This window comes from Spirosoma agri (genome assembly GCF_010747415.1).
In the GTDB taxonomy this organism is placed as follows: domain Bacteria; phylum Bacteroidota; class Bacteroidia; order Cytophagales; family Spirosomataceae; genus Spirosoma; species Spirosoma agri.
Genome location: NZ_JAAGNZ010000004.1, coordinates 90,359 through 105,555 on the forward strand (window position 1 = coordinate 90,359; position 15,197 = coordinate 105,555).

The following is a 15,197-nucleotide window of genomic DNA, read 5'->3' on the forward strand; positions in this document are numbered from 1 at the left end:
TGACTTTTGCTAATCGTCCTCAACGACTTATTGGGTTGCTGACGGAGAAGAGAAACGACGGTTTAGCCAACTCTCAGGGTAGGCTTACAACTTACTCTGAATTAGGCAATTGACGTGAAATGCACGCTCTTTAGCCATGGCAACTGACTTGATCAGCTCCTTTCGACCGTCCCTCGCTGTTTATCGGTTTTGATAAAATCACGTCTTAACTACGTTCCTGATTCGCGTAAGTACAAAGTAGTAGTACCCTGCTTGAGCTGAATGGGAAAGGTTTTTAATTCCCGATCAATGAGCTTGTGGTCATGCGGCACGGCTTCGCTGATATAATCGGGATCAATGAAGATGATATTGAGTCGCTGGTGCACTTCATGGCCGGGTCGTTCGGTGTGCTTGAGCAGGTGTTCACTGCTGGTGGTCGTGGTCATGGCGGCCAGATCATCAAAATATCGATAGGTGCAATACCAGTAGTAATAGTTATGGGCATAGTTAGAGAAGCAAGCCTGATATGCGTCGGGATGTTGACGCACGGTTCGAAGAATTTCGTCGGTCCGTTGTAGTTCTTTTAGTTGGGCTATGCTAAGTTGCTGCATCAGGGAACGATTGAGAAGTTCGTCGCGGTAGTTTCTGATGTGTTGTTCGACGTCGCTGTGGGTAACGGTGCGCTCGATGGAGTATTTATGTTTGTAGAAAAAGGAGAGGGAGATTGCGGGCTTGTCGTAATTGATGAGTTTGAGATTTTTGAGAGGTTTTCCAGGCCGGTGGAAGGCCTGATATTGTTTCATAAACTGCATGGGGATAAAGTAGTATTCCAAGCGTTGATCCGCTGGGGGGGGATTGCTAATTTGATTGATGCCTGGGGAGAGCTGAATAAGTTGGGTGTTTAGCACAGTGCGTAGGGCATCTAGTGGAGCTTCATCTGTACGTTTAGCAGGTTTGCGGGCCATGTAAGTAGGTGGAGAATTAGTGGCTATTATTTACTATAAAAGTAAATTTATGAACTGATATGACCAAGATTTTTTTCTTTTTTTGACAACGCAGTCGTTTATTCCTTTACTGTTCTGGTATCTACTGAATCAATTACAGAGGTATATCGGCTATTGCACAGCACAGCTCAACAGTTTGCTAAAGAATATATAGAGCGTAATTAGCACCAGCCTAGCTAGTAATACGATTATAAGTGAAAAGCAAATCGTTGGTACGTGTGCGGGTTCGTAAATGGGGAACAACTACCTCCGAAACGCTGGTGCATACTAACCGCGATACCGATTGATCCTGTACTAGTTATTGGTATCATTGGTTTAGCCGAAATAACCATAAGTGAACACGGCTCTCTTTCCCCAAAAGCCGCTTACCCTCGACTGGCCCGCGTTAATTCACTTTCACGAACTCATAGCCAGGCCCATCGGTAGCAACCCCCAAATCAAGGAACATTCGATTCTCATTGATGTACAGGCCAGGGTTACGAATATACCAATTGTCCTCTCTCGGTTGAGCATTAGTTTTGATTAGTAAACCATACGTAGTCTCTACAACCTCATAATCAACTTTATCACGTTGGATACCCCCCTGTATGAGACTGATCTGGTTCTCATCGATGCTAAGTTCCACCGCGGGTACAGCAGGATTGGGAATCATAGCCGATACCTTAACGAGCTTCCACTTACCCAGTAGCCACGTCCTAGCTTGTTGCAAATCCTGAGTATGTTCTTTTAGGGGATCAGACGTGGGATCGATTGGTGCTGTTTTATGACAACTTGTGACGCTAAAAACCACCACCATCAGTATACTCCAACCAATAGTTTTCATCATTTAACTAATTAGTTCATCCCACACTAGGACCACGAAAAAGACAATAGGGTTGCATTACTACCGCCGTATTTTTCAGCAGAAGGCCCACAAAACGTCCTGCCGGCGGGACGTTTTGTGGGCCCGAGAATTCAATCGGTGAGTAAAACCTTACAGTGTCAATCGTTGGCGATCTTTCAGTAGAACATCCCGCAGTTTGGCATAGGGTAATTGTTGCGGAGATACGTTATTATCGATAGACAGAACGGCAGCCGTAGCCGCTGACTGACCTAGAATCATGAACACCGGTTCCATCCGAATCGATCCGTAAGCAATGTGCGAACTGGATACGCAGACGGGCACCAGCAGGTTTTTGCATTCGCTTTCCTTTGGCAGAATAGACCCGTAGGCAATGGAATAGGGCTGCTTGGGATGAACGCCAATATCCCCCTCGTTCTGTACAAACCCATCAGAACGTACGTACCGCTGTGCATTGTGCGCATCAAGGGCGTAAGAACCCATACCGATCGGGTCGGGTACGTTGGTTTGCCCAAGCGCATCGGCTTCTTTCATAACAAAGACACCCCGCATACGACGGGCTTCGCGGACATAAATCTGGTGCGGCCAGTTGTTGTTATCCGTGAATTCATCTTTCGCCAGTCCCCACTGGGCCATGTCTTTTCGTACATCTTCCGGAACGCGCGGATCATTGGCCATAAAATACAATAGCCCCTGCTGGTACAACTGGTGGTCCCGAATAATTTCTTTGCGACGTTCGTAGGTAGCATCGGGATAGTCGTAGTTTTTGCCAATGTAGTCTGAGCTGAATGGGCCGTGATTATTGGTATCCGTTTTGCGGTTCGGGATAGGATCAAACTTTTGAAACGTCTCGCGCCAGCCGCTGTCAAACACGCGGCCCAGCAGTTCGTAGCGAGCCGGGTCGTAGTTAGCTGGTTTCGGGAAGGGCACCCGGTTGTCCGGATTGTTACTAAAGCACATGCGAAAGCAATACGCCTGAATTTTGTTGTCGCCCGCGCCCTTCTCGCCCGGCCCACTGGTCGCAATTTCAGGAAGTAAGCCGCTCTTGGGATCACCCGGTGTTTTGTAGGGGCTTATGTTGGTTTTGAAATAATGTCCGTGTTGAAACACGTTAGGCTGCACCCCATTCCATGTTTCGCCGTACACGCTGTTGGCTTCCCGACCTACATGGTATTTAACGCCCGCAGCGGCCATCAGGTCACCTTCGTAGGTAACGTCGATAAACATTTTTCCCTCATAAACCTGGCCACTCAGGGTACGAAACGAGGTGATAGCCCCCGCTTTTTTGGTTACCCCCTTCGCCGACCGGTCAAGCCATTCATTCCGATAAACGGTGATTGCATTTTCTTTTACCAGGTCCTCGAATATTTTTTCGGCCGCGTGGGGTTCAAAAATCCACATGGTGCGCGAATTACCGTCGATGGCCGGTGTTCCCTGGCCTTTGTTGCCGTACTCTTCCCGTTTCTGCCATTTCCAGGACGAATCCTGTTGGTAATGCTGATAGAGTCGCTGATAAAATTCACGCGATAGGCCCCCGATAACCTCTTTGTTCCCGGTATCCGTAAAACCCAATCCGCCTGCCGACAGCCCACCCAGGTGTTTGTCCGGCGAAACAACGAGTACCGACTTGCCCATCTTTTTCACTTGCACAGCCGCGGTCACAGCCGCACACGTACCTCCATAGATGATCACGTCAGCCCGGCGAACCGCGACGGGTTTTGCCGCATACGTCGTGACGGGAACAATCAGTAGCAAAATCAATGCAGTACGTAGTAGCCATTGATTAGGCAGGTGGGTCATTGTCAACCGAATGGGGTAATCAAAAAAACGAGTAGTCATTGGCTAGGAATTAAGTAAGAAGATAATGAACCTGTTTAAACGTTCGATCAAGCAACAAGCGGTATTTTTTGTCGTCTCGACCGGTCCGCCAGTGCGGCAGGAGGGATGACAAAAACTATCAAAAATGGCTTAAAAACAAGGCCATTGAAAAACCCCTGAACATGAACGAAAATTAGGACGAAGCACACCCGTCCTAATAGCCGGGATTCTGATCGGATGGGTTAATATCCGGGTTGTTGTCAATTTCCTGAATGGGAATAGGCCAGAGCAGGTGAGCCGTCGCTACATCTTTTCCTTTGGCTGCTTTTATGATTGCTTTCAAGCGATCGGTCCCTAACCGCTTGAGGTCATGCCAGCGTTTGAACTCCAGCATGAATTCGTAGGCGCGTTCGGTCAGGATCAGCTCCCGGAAAGAGGCCGCCGTTAACCCCGTAGCGACCAGATCGACGGGCGAGGTTGCGGTCGATGAATAGCCATAGGCCCGCCGATGAACCATGTTGAGCCGTTCGAGCGCCAGTGCCGTTGGGCCATTACCCGCCTGCGAAGCCGCTTCAGCGTAGATCAACAAAGCGTCGGCGTAGCGCAGGATTGGGCAATCACTACCGACATTTACTGCGTTGGGATCTTTGTATTTACGGAAACCAAGTGGCTCGGCAGCAGGCAGACTGGTTTGTACGCCCGACCGGTTGGCATACGTGCTGAACAGGTTGAAGTTTTTACGCAGGTCTTTGTCATCCCAGTTTTTAATGAGCGGCAGGTCAGGTCTGCTAAAGTGGGCCCGAACGCCACCCGGTGCATTCGGGTTATCGGCGGGGTACAAATAAGCAACGTAGTTCCAGCCCTGGGTCGCTACCTGCGCGTATTTGAGGTAGAAAATCTCCTCGGTAGTCGTCACGACCGACGCACCGTACAACTTCTCGAAATCGTCGGATACTTTTACCTCCACCAGCGAATACGCTTTCGACTGAATCACTTCATCGGCTTTGTCGCGGGCATCGGTCCAGCGTTCGTTCGTCAGGTACACGTCGGCCAGCAACGTTTTGGCCGCCCATACCGTTGGTCGCCCAATTTCTCTGGTGGTCGCGGGCAGCGTTTTCTCCGCTTCCAGTAAATCGGCGATGATGACTTTGTACACCTCCGTAACTGGCTGGCGCTGGCCACCCAACTGGCTCAGGTTTTCGGTTGGCTCAGTATGAATCGGCACTGCGGCATAGTTGCGAACGAGATTGTAGTAGTTGAGCGCACGCAAAAACCGGGCTTCACCAAGCAGTGGGTTACGGTCAGCATCGGCCATGGCTATACCCGGTGCCGCTTTCAGGATAATGTTGGCCGAATTAATTGCCTGATAGGTCTGACCCCAAATGGCGTTAGTGCGGGCAATATTGGTCCCGTCGAGGCCCTGGTATTCGCTGACCGGCGTTTGCGTACCCCGCGAGATAGCATAGTCTGTTAGACCTTCCAACTGAGCCGGATAGTTCGTGCCATAATAATTGCCATTCCGCATGATCGTGTAAACGGCATTCAACCCCGCTACGAGGTCGGCCCGCGACTGGTAAAAATTAGCTTGCGACAGATTGGCCCGTGGGACCTCCGTCAATACGTTCTGGCAGCCGGGTAGTGCCAGCAGACTCAGACCGGTTATAATTGAGAGTAAACGTTTCATGGCTAAAAGACGGGTCTATAAACCGATGCGAACACCGAGGGTTGTAAGTTTAGTGTTAGGATAACTGTTCTGATCAATACCTAGCGTAACATCACCTCCCTGCAAGCCCCCCTGCGTACTCACTTCCGGATCATACCACGAGTAGCTGGTCAGGGTTAGCAGGTTCTGCGCGCTCAGGTAGATCTGCGCTGACCGTAACCAGCTTAGTCCCAACTTGGCCGCCGGCAGATTATAGGCCAGCTGAACATTTTTAAGCCGGAGATACGACCCGTTTTCTACATAACGGTCCGAAGCCCGGAACCGGGTATTCACGCTGATTTTTGGGTATTTGGCTTTTGGATCGGGGGCAGCAGCCGTCCAGTGATTGGCGTATAAATCCTTTAACTGGTTTTCGCCAAAATTGAAACTGTTGGCGTAACTGGCCGTATTGAAGTTAAAGATATCAGCACCCTGAACGCCCTGGAGAAAGACAGTAAGGTCGAAATTTTTCCACGAAACGGTTGAATTAAAACCGTAGGTGAACTTCGGATTTGGGTTGCCAATTATAGTTCGGTCGTTGTCGTTAATGATACCGTCACCATTGAGGTCTACAAACTTAATGGCCCCTTTCTCGTCCAGCCCGGCCTCTTTAAATCCGTAGAACACCCCCACCGGCTGCCCTACCCGCACCAGATTGACCGGAACACCAAGTGGATTAGCCAGCGTAGTACCAAATACATCACTACCATTCGAGAGTTCCAGCACCCGGTTGCGGTTGGCCGACGCATTGGCTGACACATCCCAGCGAACCGGTCCCCGCAGCACATTCGCCGACACCGATACTTCGACCCCCGCGTTTCGAATGCTGCCGATGTTCCGGGTGGTTTGGTTATAACCCGAACCGGGTGGCAAGGGCACGGTTGCCAGCAGATCAGTCGTTTTCTTGACGTAAACGTCCAGAGTCACCTGAAGCCGGTTTTGCAGAAAACCCGCGTCCAGACCAACGTTCGATTGGGTTGTGGTTTCCCACTTCAAATCGGGGTTTGACAGGACCGTGCCAGGTGCGTACCCAATCGTGAGGTCATTGCCAAAAATAGTCTGGTAGGCACTCAACTGATTGAGCGTTTGGTAGGGTGACAGGCCCGTGTTACCCGTTTGCCCCCAGGAGCCGCGTAGTTTTAAGTCCGATAACCAGCGCGCATTTTTGAGGAATGGCTCCTCGATCAGTCGCCAGCCAAGGGCCGCTGACGGGAAATAGCCCCATTTGTTATTCTCCCCAAACCGGGACGACCCATCGGCCCGCAAACTGGCCGTCAGCAGGTATTTGTCAGCAAATGAATAATTGAGTCGGCCCAGGTACGACAGCAGCGCCCAGTCGCTATAGGACGAGGTTGGGATACCGGGTGCACTCCCCGCCTGAAGCGAATAGTATTTCAGGTTGTCGTTGGCAAAACCCGTTGCCGACGCGTTGAAGCCCTGATTGGTTTGTTTCTGATAGGTGAATCCGCCCAGGGCCGTCAGGTTGTGCCGCTCGGCCAGCGTTTTAGTGTACGTTAACGTGTTCTCGTTCAGGACATTCAACTGGTCAGCATAGGACTGTTGAGCCGAGCCCGTGGGAGTCAGGTCGGTTAGCCGGCGGGACGAGTATAGGTTTCCTTTCGTTTTGTCACTCTCAATACCAATGGATGTTCGGAATACCAGGCCCGATAGTACCTGATAATTCAACGCCATATTAGCCAGTGTATAATCGCGCTGCGTCTGGTTATCGACTTCCCTCGCCAGCGCCAATGGGTTACGCAGGACGTTCGGACTGAAGGTATACGGCACAACGTTACTGTAATTTCCGTTGGCATCGAGGGGCGCAACGGTCGGTGGGGCCACCAGCACCGCCGATGTGACGCCCTCTCCCCGGCTCGAATTTTCGCCACTGACTAGGTTACGGTTCGTGCGGCTCACCACCAGCGAATAAGCCAGACTCAGCCGGTCATTGACCTTATGGTTGATGTTTGCCCGAGCCCCCGCTTTCCAGTAATCCGATGTCTGGACAATACCCTGCTGGCGCAGATAATTGGCTGATGCCGAATACTGTAACTTGTCGTTACCGCCTGAAAACGTCAGCACATGGTTTTGCATCGGAGCCTTGCGGAGTAGCTCTCGCTGCCAATTGGTCCCGGTGCCGAAGTTGTTGATTTGGTCGGTCGTAAAATAAGGGGCTAACCCATCGTTGCTAGCCCGCTCGTTGGCAAGCTCGGCAAACTCACGGGCGTTGAGCAAGGGAATTTCCTTGATGGGTTGCTGAACAGCGTAGTAGCTATCAATATCGATCTGCCCCTTACCCGATTTTCCCCGGCGCGTGGTTACGATAATAACGCCGTTGGCCCCCCGCGACCCGTAGATAGCCGTAGCCGAGGCATCTTTCAGCACATCGATCGACTCAATATCGGCGGGGTTGAGCGCAGACGGTGTACCCGCCAGAGCAAACCCATCGACCACGTACAGCGGATTGTTTCCGCCCACAATCGAATTACTCCCCCGAATTCGGACCGTAACGGTTCCGCCCGGCTGGCCCGAGTTCTGAGTAACCTGCACCCCAGCCGCCCGACCCTGCAACGCCTGGGTAACGGTGGTTTGCGGCAATGCATTTAATTCTTTCGATTTAACGGAGGCCACTGAGCCGGTCACATCGGTTTTCTTTTGGGTACCGTATCCAACCACTACCACTTCACTAAGCGTCTGGTCGTCAGGCGATAACTGAACGTCGATCACAGGTCGATTTCCAACCGCGACTTCCTGGGTCAGGTATCCAACGAACGAAAAGACCAATGTTACTGAGGCCGGACCCGCTGCCGGCTCGGGTAAACTCAGCTGATACCGACCACTGGCATCAGTGGTTGTACCCCGGTTCGTGCCTTTCACAACTACACTTACACCCGGTAGTGTTTCCCCATTATCGGTTGCCCGAACGGTGCCCGAAACCGGAATATCTTCAGAAGCCGCATTGACCAAAGCCGCCACGGGCTGAACCATCATCGGATTTAACAACTCACCATTAACTACTTCCTGGCGAACGGAACCAGAAGCCGGGAAGTTGGCATCCGTAGTGACCGTTGCTTTGCGGGTGAGTACAACCCACGTACCCGGTTTCACTTGTTTGTAACGTAAATTGAATGGTTTCAACAACCGACCGAGTGACTTTTCCAGCGTTGTGCTACCAGCCAGCACGTCGGCGGGTACGGTCAGATTGGCAATTGTGCGGTCTTCAAACAGAATATCCGTTTGGTAACGCGCTTTCAGGTCGTTCAGCACATCAGCCAGCCGGCGGGTGCCCACAGCGGACGAAGCTGACGGGGTTCGGGGTTGTTGCCGGGCCATGGCAACTATCTGGCCAGTAGCGGGATGCCAACCGCTTACTAACGCACCAACAAGCAGAATTGGCAACGCAGCGGGGTAAAAATAGAAACGCATGACGTAAAATCGGGGAAAGGGAAAGACTATTAGTCGAAAAAAGTAACGGTATTATCGTGTTGCTTGTAATTGATTTCCAGCAGGCCAGTTACTACCCGAAGAAACTCGTCCGCATTATCGGCCTGGAAAGAGCCGGTAATCGTGCGGCTGGCTAGTTCCTGACTTTTTAGCTCGACACGCAGATTATACGTATCCCGCAGAAGATCGGTGATTTCGCGAACGCTGGTGCGGTTGAAAACGAATCGGTGGTCGCGCCAGGCCGTACTGACATCCGGTTCATCCGTATGGTTCTGGGTCAGTTGACCGGACGGATCTACATTTACAACATCACCGGGCTTTAATCGGAGCTGGTAAACGGGCTTGGCCGGACGGGTATAAGTCAACTGGATTGCCCCTTTGCTCAACACCACCTTGGTTCCCGCCGGGCGATCATACACGTTGAATTCGGTACCCAGTACTACGACATCAACTCCCCGGTTCGTATTGACGATGAATCGTTGGTGAGTCGGTGTATGACTAATCGAAAAAGCTGCTTCCCCCGTCAACCACACCGTTCTCGTTTTAGTACCAAAGCCGAAACGCGGTATGCGAAGCGTCGAGTGGGCGTTCAACGTTACCCGTGATCCATCGGACAGAGTTAGCCGACGCGTTTCGCCGAAAGCCGTTTCGACCGTTCGGTAAAGTACTAATCCCCGACCGGCATACAGGCCCAACGACAGACAGAAAACAACCGCAGCGGCCACCAGCCAGCGGGTACTGACGGGTAACGGACGAACACGGACCTGAACGGTTATTGTCGACGTCGGTTGTTGTTCTAGGCTATCAATTCGACTCATCAGCCGATGAAAAGCCCTGTCATCGTCGGCCAGGTACTGGAGGTGATGGCGTTCCCACTCATCGAGCCAGACCACGTACTGCTCCTGGCTAGCGGGTTGCTGCAACCATTCAGCGATCATTGTTCGTTGCAAGGCTGTCGATCGGCCAGCGAAATGCTCAGCTAGTAGTTCTTTCGTAATGGCCTGATTCATAAGTCAACAGACATTTTTTCCAAGGCAGCGGCAATCGGCAGGTTGGATAGTGACGTAGCAAAAAGCAGGAGTAGCCAGGCAAACAGACCCAGTTGGAGCGTTTGACGGAGTTGGGTCAGCGCCCGGCTTAGATGGGCTTCAATTGTTTTCGGAGAAATATGTAATTCATCGGCAATTTCACGATGTTTTTTCCCTTCGAACCGACTCATCACAAACACGCGCTGGCACTGGGGCGGTAAGGTTCGAACGGTTTCTTCGATGCGTTGAGCGAGTTCGGTGTACTGAAGCAGTTGCTCGGGGTCCAGGGAGACGGCCGCATCCGAAGCGTCGGCTTCTGTCTGGTCCGTTAGCGTTTCCGGCTGAAATTCCTGCCGCAAATGGGTATACGCCCTTTTGCGCACGGCGGCATATAAATAAGCCTGATAGGAGGTTGTAATGTGTTGATGTACCTGATTTTTCCAGAAACTGAGAAACACCTCACTAACCAGGTCTTCGGCAATGGTTCGGGAATGGACAAACCGCACCGCATGACTACATAACGTTCGATAATACCGTCGAAACAGTAATTCGTAGCCCATCCGGACGTCTTCGGCAAAAGCCTCCCGAATCAGAAACTCGGTATCAACCACAATCGGATCGCTAGCTGGCTTACCAAATGGATTCGCTGTGGTGGGTTTGTTCGGTATATTCTCGGACATCAAGCGGAGTAGCCAAGTCTCATATACTATTAAGTCTACAAAACCGGCTTTATCCCTTAGTCAATTCAAAGATTTATTTTTATTATTCCATTATTACCGAAATTTTCGCCATTCGACCTAGGCAAGTGAGGCTAGGAGTCAGCGCCTTCCGTCGCTTTTCCGGTTTTCTACACACAAACAGTTTAGTGTGCCAGCCTAAAGGCAATTGGGCGATCGGAACTAGTACGTCGTGGAGTCGAGGATAGCGTTATTTTAATTGTTTCGGCCTGAATTGATCACCTAATCGACCCTAATTCCGACTAAGGTTCGACAAACATTAAACCTCTTCACGTTCAACGACCAGCGCATATGACACAGCAGCGAAAAAACGGATTAGCCAACGACTGCGGACGAATCCTGCCGATTTTCATGCTCCTGATTGAATTTATGACGGCCTGTAGCCAACTTAGTGTGGTCACCAAAACGGCTCAGCCAACAAGTCAGACAATTTCCAACGAGCCGATTTTTACAGTCGTAGAAGTGCCGCCCAGCTTTCCTGGCGGTAATGCTCAACTAAGTAGCTATCTACGAACGAATGTACGGTACCCGGAAGCAGCTCGTAAAGCAAAGGTTGACGGTAGGGTGTTTGTCTCGTTTATTGTGACCAAAGAAGGTCATCTGGAGGACGTGACCATTCTGAAAGGTTACGGCTATGGGCTTGATGAGGAAGCTTTACGCTTGGTCCAGACCATGCCGACTTGGGTGCCAGGCCGACAAGCTAACCGGCCTGTTTCTGTTAAATTCAATCTGGTAGTTCCTTTTGACCTAACCAGCTCAAAGTAACCGTTCACCCGACTGTGGAGAGTTCTGCGAGTATGACCATGTGATCGAGCACGGTGAAGACTACGAATATTGCAAATGGACGCTACTAACCCTGTTACGTGATCAGGGACTGGTCGATGAGGCTGCACATTTCAACGCAGTCTGTATTGACCGCTAAGACCAAAAGGTAGCTGATAGCAGGGGTCAATTGGCTAAGCAGCGAAACAAACTATCAAACACAACACCCGCTTATCGAGTGTTGTGTTTGAGCTGAACAGCAGTTACTTAGCGGCTAACTTACGGGCAATTTCGGCGGTGTGCTTACCCTGAAAGCGAGCGCCTTCCAGTTCGTTGGCGCTTGGCTGGCGTTCGCCCTGGCCACCTGCCACCGTACTTGCTCCGTAAGGAGTGCCACCAGTTACTTCCGTGTGGCCCATTTGACCCTGCCAGGCGTAAGGTAGCCCTACAATGACAAAGCCGTGGTGCAACAGCTCGGTGTGGAAGGCCCGCAATGTTTCTTCCTGACCACCGTGCTGAGTTGCAGTACTGACGAATGCTCCACCAACCTTGCCTACCAGCGCCCCTGTCGACCACAAACTTCCAGTACTGTCCATGAAGGTCTGCATCTGGCCGCAGAGGTTACCATAGCGGGTTGGCGTGCCAAAGATGATGGCATCATAATCAACCAGCTCGGCGGGGGTTACAACCGGGATGTGGTCGAAAGCCTGCTGAGCACTGGTTGCCCCTATTTTATCGAGTACTTCCCTGGGTAGTGTTTCGGGGACGCGCTTAACGACAACTTCGTTACCAGCAATTTCGCGGGCTCCTTCGGCTATGGCTTCAGCCAGTTTCCAGACGTGGCCGTACGTAGAATAAAATAAGACAAGCGTTTTCATAAAATGAACGAATGTGTTAAAAATGAAAAGAAAAAAAACGTGGGAGTAAGCGCTGATTACTCTACTTGAGTCAGCAAACAAAGATACAACTAATCAATGTAGCTACATTGATTAGTTGTATTATTTATCCACACCTGTCCTATTTAGTGAGGCCACGACAACAGACCAGACGGCAATCGATTGCGAACCAAAATAAGTTTGTTCACCATCTTGCAAATTGTTGTTTGCGAGAATTGGTGAAACCCGACAAAAATGAATTATCTTGCTAACTCAATCGACTGAAAAATGGAAGACCTGCCACTAAGTCCGGCCACTAATTCGCAAAAAGTTGGACAAGCCCTGAATCGCTACACGGTCAGTCAACTGATTGCTTACTTTGCCACGGATCTTCCGGCATCCAGTAACTATCCACGGCACGCTAAAGCTTATGTCTTGTATTGTTTAAAAAACGGTTTCTCCGTCGATGGTTTCAGCTTTGGTCGGTATACAGCCGATCTGCCATCCAACCGGATTTCACCCATTCGCCGGTTTCTCCTCTTTTTCCAACAGATGGGCAGCCCACTGATCCTGCCCGATCCAAAACGAGTAACGATCTCCCCGGCGGCTAACGATTTGATTCTCCGCTTTATCCGGGACGCGAAAAATCTTCGGGGTGACCAGTCGAAGGAAACGTATACCAAAGCGCTAAACGCTTTCTTCCTGTTTATGGACGGGCAGTTGCAGGCCGGATTGCCCGCTTCGCTGAGCGGTCTGACGGTGAGTGATTTCGTTGAGCAGTTAAAAGTGAACCAGTACTCGGCATTCACCATCAATCTTTACCTTTCAGCCGTTAAACAGTTGGCGGCCTGGTGTATCCGCAAACGGACGGAGTTAACGTTGACCGAATCCCAATTGAATGCCCTTCGGGATATCAGTGATATTCGGGGTCTGGCTATCGAGCGGACTTTCTACAAGGATAGCCTGGAAGCGGACGAGCGCGACAAACTTCTGGCAGGAATCGAGTCATGCCGGGACGGCGCTATTCTGGCCCTTTTGAGCCTGGAGGGACTACGAACCGTTGAAGTGACCCGGCTTCGCCTAGGTGATATCGACTTTGCCCGGCGGCAGTTGAACGTGTTGGGGAAAGGAAAACACACCAAGAAAGCCATTAAACTCTTCGCGGCCTGTATGACCTACCTACAGGCTTATCTGGAAGAAACCGGCCAATGGCCTCTTCAAGCCAATCAGCAGGGCAAGTTGCTATTTGATGAACTGAAGACATACCAGATCCGCTATGTCGTCGATAAATATTTACGACAGCATGGTTTAAAACGGGAAGGTATGTCGGCTCATAGCCTTCGTCATACGGTGGGTCAGTTGCTGTTGGAAAATGGGGTAAGTTTAGAGCACGTGCAGCAACACCTCCGCCATGAAACGATTGAAACAACTCAGTTTTATACCAAGAAACAGACAATGAAATCCTACCTGAAACAAATGCCTGATTAAGCAGCGACCTACATTACCTGACTGGTTGAACGTTGACTGCGGTATTGCCCGCAGTCAACGTTTCCTAAAACTATTTCCATCTAATTTGTTGAGCAGTAGCGAGTCCGCTAATCATACCATCACGGATCATGCTCATTTTGATGATTATCACAGCTGGTTTTAGTGGGTTGAAAGTTTCATAAGCACTAACCCCGCAACGATCAGGGAGGCCGCAATCAGGCGGGTCGCGTTGACAGATTCGCCGAGTACGAAAATGCCAATCAGGAAAGCCCCAACGGCTCCGATACCCGTCCATAGCGTGTAGGCCGTGCCCAACGGCAGCGTGCGCATGGCAAGTGTCAACAAGCTAAAGCTAGCAACCAGGGCAACCGCTGTAATCAGGGAGGGGACGATGCGGGTAAAACCCGCTGACTGCTTCATAAAATAGGCCCAAACGACTTCTAATAGGCCCGCAAACACTAAATAAATCCAGGACATGGCATTGGCTTGTTAGGCCGGGCCGTCCCGAAACGTTTCCCAGTGGGGGGGAGGTCGTCCTCCTGGTTTGCCAGAGTTCTTTCACACGGAAAGAGTGCAGGCAATTCCGCTGCAAAATTACATCTATCTGGTGCTTTACCAAGTTAATTCGAAGCAGGAAATTGACCAACACATGGGCTGGGTCAAACTCTTTTTTGTGGTAACGTACTGGTATTCATCAACCGCGCTCCCAATTCTTAATAGCGAGCGTAGGCTACGCAATAGCGCCATTTCCGTTCGAAGTAGATAATTGAATACGTACTAAATGTTCGGAAGTATACCGTCGCCATTCCAGCGTTGATGCGACAAACTGACACTCCATCGTCGTGGTTACTCACATGACCAATACGATTCGGTTAGTAGGGTATGATAACGAACCGCTTATTCGCCGGAAAGAGTCAACTCTATTCTTTTCATTTGAAACTTTATCATTTCCAGCACGTTATAAATCTGTCGAATTAACATCAACTCGCTCATTGCTTACAGCCAATCCTGTTTGTGGGAGTTGGTTATTCTGCTGCTCCATCAGACCTTGTCTTAGCCTTTTAATTCTTCTTAGCCCTTATCGAGCTGATCCCGCCCGTATACTTCGCACGATGTGCTTTTGTTGGGTTGAACTGATCCGATGAGTAGTAGCTATCAGCTTGTCAAACCCTTACAGCGTTGACATTCCCTAAGACCAGTTGAGATGACCTGCTGACAACGTGTCAGAAACCGGTGTCAGCGGTAACCTATCCGTTAGTCTGTACAACAAACACATTTAATCAAATTTACTCATGGCTGCTAATACATTAATCATTGTTACGGGGTATGGCTCTATCTCACCCAAACCCTGGAAAAAAGCTTATCTCAATATCAGTGAGGATAATGCCCACCAACGATTCGTAAAAGAACATCCCGGCGTACGAGATGCGACCATTACGAGCATCAAGTTCGATGATGAGTTGATCATTGGCACGAACGGAGAAATTTCGTCGACCCATTATTAACTCCACCGACCCCT

At 50.5% G+C, this 15,197-nt stretch carries 12 protein-coding genes; 3 read left to right on the top strand and 9 right to left on the bottom strand.

Annotation, left to right across the window (positions count from 1 at the left end; genetic code table 11):
* Positions 1-209: 209 nt before the first annotated feature.
* The 7 genes from GK091_RS25950 to GK091_RS25980 form a co-directional block, all read right to left on the bottom strand.
* On the bottom strand, positions 210-782 hold the full coding sequence (locus tag GK091_RS25950; RefSeq protein ID WP_246202424.1) for a hypothetical protein: 573 nt from the start codon (positions 780-782) through the stop codon (positions 210-212).
* A 586-nt stretch (positions 783-1,368) separates the two neighbouring features.
* A complete protein-coding gene (locus tag GK091_RS25955; protein ID WP_164043657.1) occupies positions 1,369-1,809 on the bottom strand; it encodes a hypothetical protein in 441 nt (146 codons plus the stop codon).
* A 147-nt stretch (positions 1,810-1,956) separates the two neighbouring features.
* On the bottom strand, positions 1,957-3,663 hold the full coding sequence (locus tag GK091_RS25960) for an FAD-dependent oxidoreductase (RefSeq protein WP_246202425.1): 1,707 nt from the start codon (positions 3,661-3,663) through the stop codon (positions 1,957-1,959).
* A 193-nt stretch (positions 3,664-3,856) separates the two neighbouring features.
* Positions 3,857-5,326, bottom strand: coding sequence for a RagB/SusD family nutrient uptake outer membrane protein (locus GK091_RS25965; RefSeq protein WP_164043658.1), 1,470 nt, complete (start codon positions 5,324-5,326; stop codon positions 3,857-3,859).
* Between the two features lie 15 nt (positions 5,327-5,341).
* Positions 5,342-8,770: a SusC/RagA family TonB-linked outer membrane protein gene (locus tag GK091_RS25970; RefSeq protein ID WP_246202426.1), complete on the bottom strand. Its 3,429-nt coding sequence runs from the start codon at positions 8,768-8,770 to the stop codon at positions 5,342-5,344.
* 29 nt (positions 8,771-8,799) lie between these two features.
* Complete coding sequence (locus GK091_RS25975; RefSeq protein ID WP_164043659.1) at positions 8,800-9,798, bottom strand: FecR family protein; 999 nt, start codon at positions 9,796-9,798, stop codon at positions 8,800-8,802.
* On the bottom strand, positions 9,795-10,496 hold the full coding sequence (locus tag GK091_RS25980; RefSeq protein WP_164043660.1) for an RNA polymerase sigma-70 factor: 702 nt from the start codon (positions 10,494-10,496) through the stop codon (positions 9,795-9,797). The genes GK091_RS25975 and GK091_RS25980 overlap by 4 nt, the downstream gene beginning before the upstream one ends.
* A 348-nt stretch (positions 10,497-10,844) precedes the next feature.
* On the opposite strand from GK091_RS25980, the gene GK091_RS25985 reads away from it, so the two are divergent.
* Positions 10,845-11,318, top strand: coding sequence for an energy transducer TonB (locus GK091_RS25985; protein WP_164043661.1), 474 nt, complete (start codon positions 10,845-10,847; stop codon positions 11,316-11,318).
* Positions 11,319-11,578: 260 nt separating this feature from the next.
* On the opposite strand, the gene wrbA is transcribed toward GK091_RS25985, so the two are convergent.
* Positions 11,579-12,193 carry an NAD(P)H:quinone oxidoreductase gene (wrbA, locus tag GK091_RS25990; RefSeq protein WP_164043662.1) on the bottom strand — a complete coding sequence of 205 codons (615 nt, stop codon included), beginning with the start codon at positions 12,191-12,193 and terminating at the stop codon, positions 11,579-11,581.
* A 285-nt stretch (positions 12,194-12,478) separates the two neighbouring features.
* Between wrbA and GK091_RS25995 the strand changes: the two genes are divergently transcribed.
* A complete protein-coding gene (locus tag GK091_RS25995; RefSeq protein WP_164043663.1) occupies positions 12,479-13,678 on the top strand; it encodes a tyrosine-type recombinase/integrase in 1,200 nt (399 codons plus the stop codon).
* Positions 13,679-13,837: 159 nt separating this feature from the next.
* Here the strand turns inward: GK091_RS25995 and GK091_RS26000 are convergent, their stop codons facing one another.
* Positions 13,838-14,155, bottom strand: coding sequence for a DMT family transporter (locus tag GK091_RS26000; protein WP_164043664.1), 318 nt, complete (start codon positions 14,153-14,155; stop codon positions 13,838-13,840).
* A gap of 815 nt (positions 14,156-14,970) precedes the next feature.
* Between GK091_RS26000 and GK091_RS26005 the strand changes: the two genes are divergently transcribed.
* The gene (locus GK091_RS26005) at positions 14,971-15,183 is read left to right on the top strand and encodes a hypothetical protein (RefSeq protein ID WP_164043665.1); all 213 of its coding nucleotides are present in this window, start codon (positions 14,971-14,973) and stop codon (positions 15,181-15,183) included.
* Positions 15,184-15,197 lie beyond the last annotated feature (14 nt).

What these genes read in the sequence shown, in the direction of transcription:
- GK091_RS25970 (WP_246202426.1), bottom strand. Translation starts at nt 8,770, where the DNA reads ATGCGTTTCTATTTTTACCCCGCTGCGTTGCCAATTCTGCTTGTTGGT.
- wrbA (WP_164043662.1), bottom strand. Translation starts at nt 12,193, where the DNA reads ATGAAAACGCTTGTCTTATTTTATTCTACGTACGGCCACGTCTGGAAA.
- GK091_RS25980 (WP_164043660.1), bottom strand. Translation starts at nt 10,496, where the DNA reads ATGTCCGAGAATATACCGAACAAACCCACCACAGCGAATCCATTTGGT.
- GK091_RS25950 (WP_246202424.1), bottom strand. Translation starts at nt 782, where the DNA reads ATGAAACAATATCAGGCCTTCCACCGGCCTGGAAAACCTCTCAAAAAT.
- GK091_RS25960 (WP_246202425.1), bottom strand. Translation starts at nt 3,663, where the DNA reads ATGACTACTCGTTTTTTTGATTACCCCATTCGGTTGACAATGACCCAC.
- GK091_RS25985 (WP_164043661.1), top strand. Translation starts at nt 10,845, where the DNA reads ATGACACAGCAGCGAAAAAACGGATTAGCCAACGACTGCGGACGAATC.
- GK091_RS26000 (WP_164043664.1), bottom strand. Translation starts at nt 14,155, where the DNA reads ATGTCCTGGATTTATTTAGTGTTTGCGGGCCTATTAGAAGTCGTTTGG.
- GK091_RS25975 (WP_164043659.1), bottom strand. Translation starts at nt 9,798, where the DNA reads ATGAATCAGGCCATTACGAAAGAACTACTAGCTGAGCATTTCGCTGGC.
- GK091_RS26005 (WP_164043665.1), top strand. Translation starts at nt 14,971, where the DNA reads ATGGCTGCTAATACATTAATCATTGTTACGGGGTATGGCTCTATCTCA.
- GK091_RS25965 (WP_164043658.1), bottom strand. Translation starts at nt 5,326, where the DNA reads ATGAAACGTTTACTCTCAATTATAACCGGTCTGAGTCTGCTGGCACTA.
- GK091_RS25995 (WP_164043663.1), top strand. Translation starts at nt 12,479, where the DNA reads ATGGAAGACCTGCCACTAAGTCCGGCCACTAATTCGCAAAAAGTTGGA.
- GK091_RS25955 (WP_164043657.1), bottom strand. Translation starts at nt 1,809, where the DNA reads ATGATGAAAACTATTGGTTGGAGTATACTGATGGTGGTGGTTTTTAGC.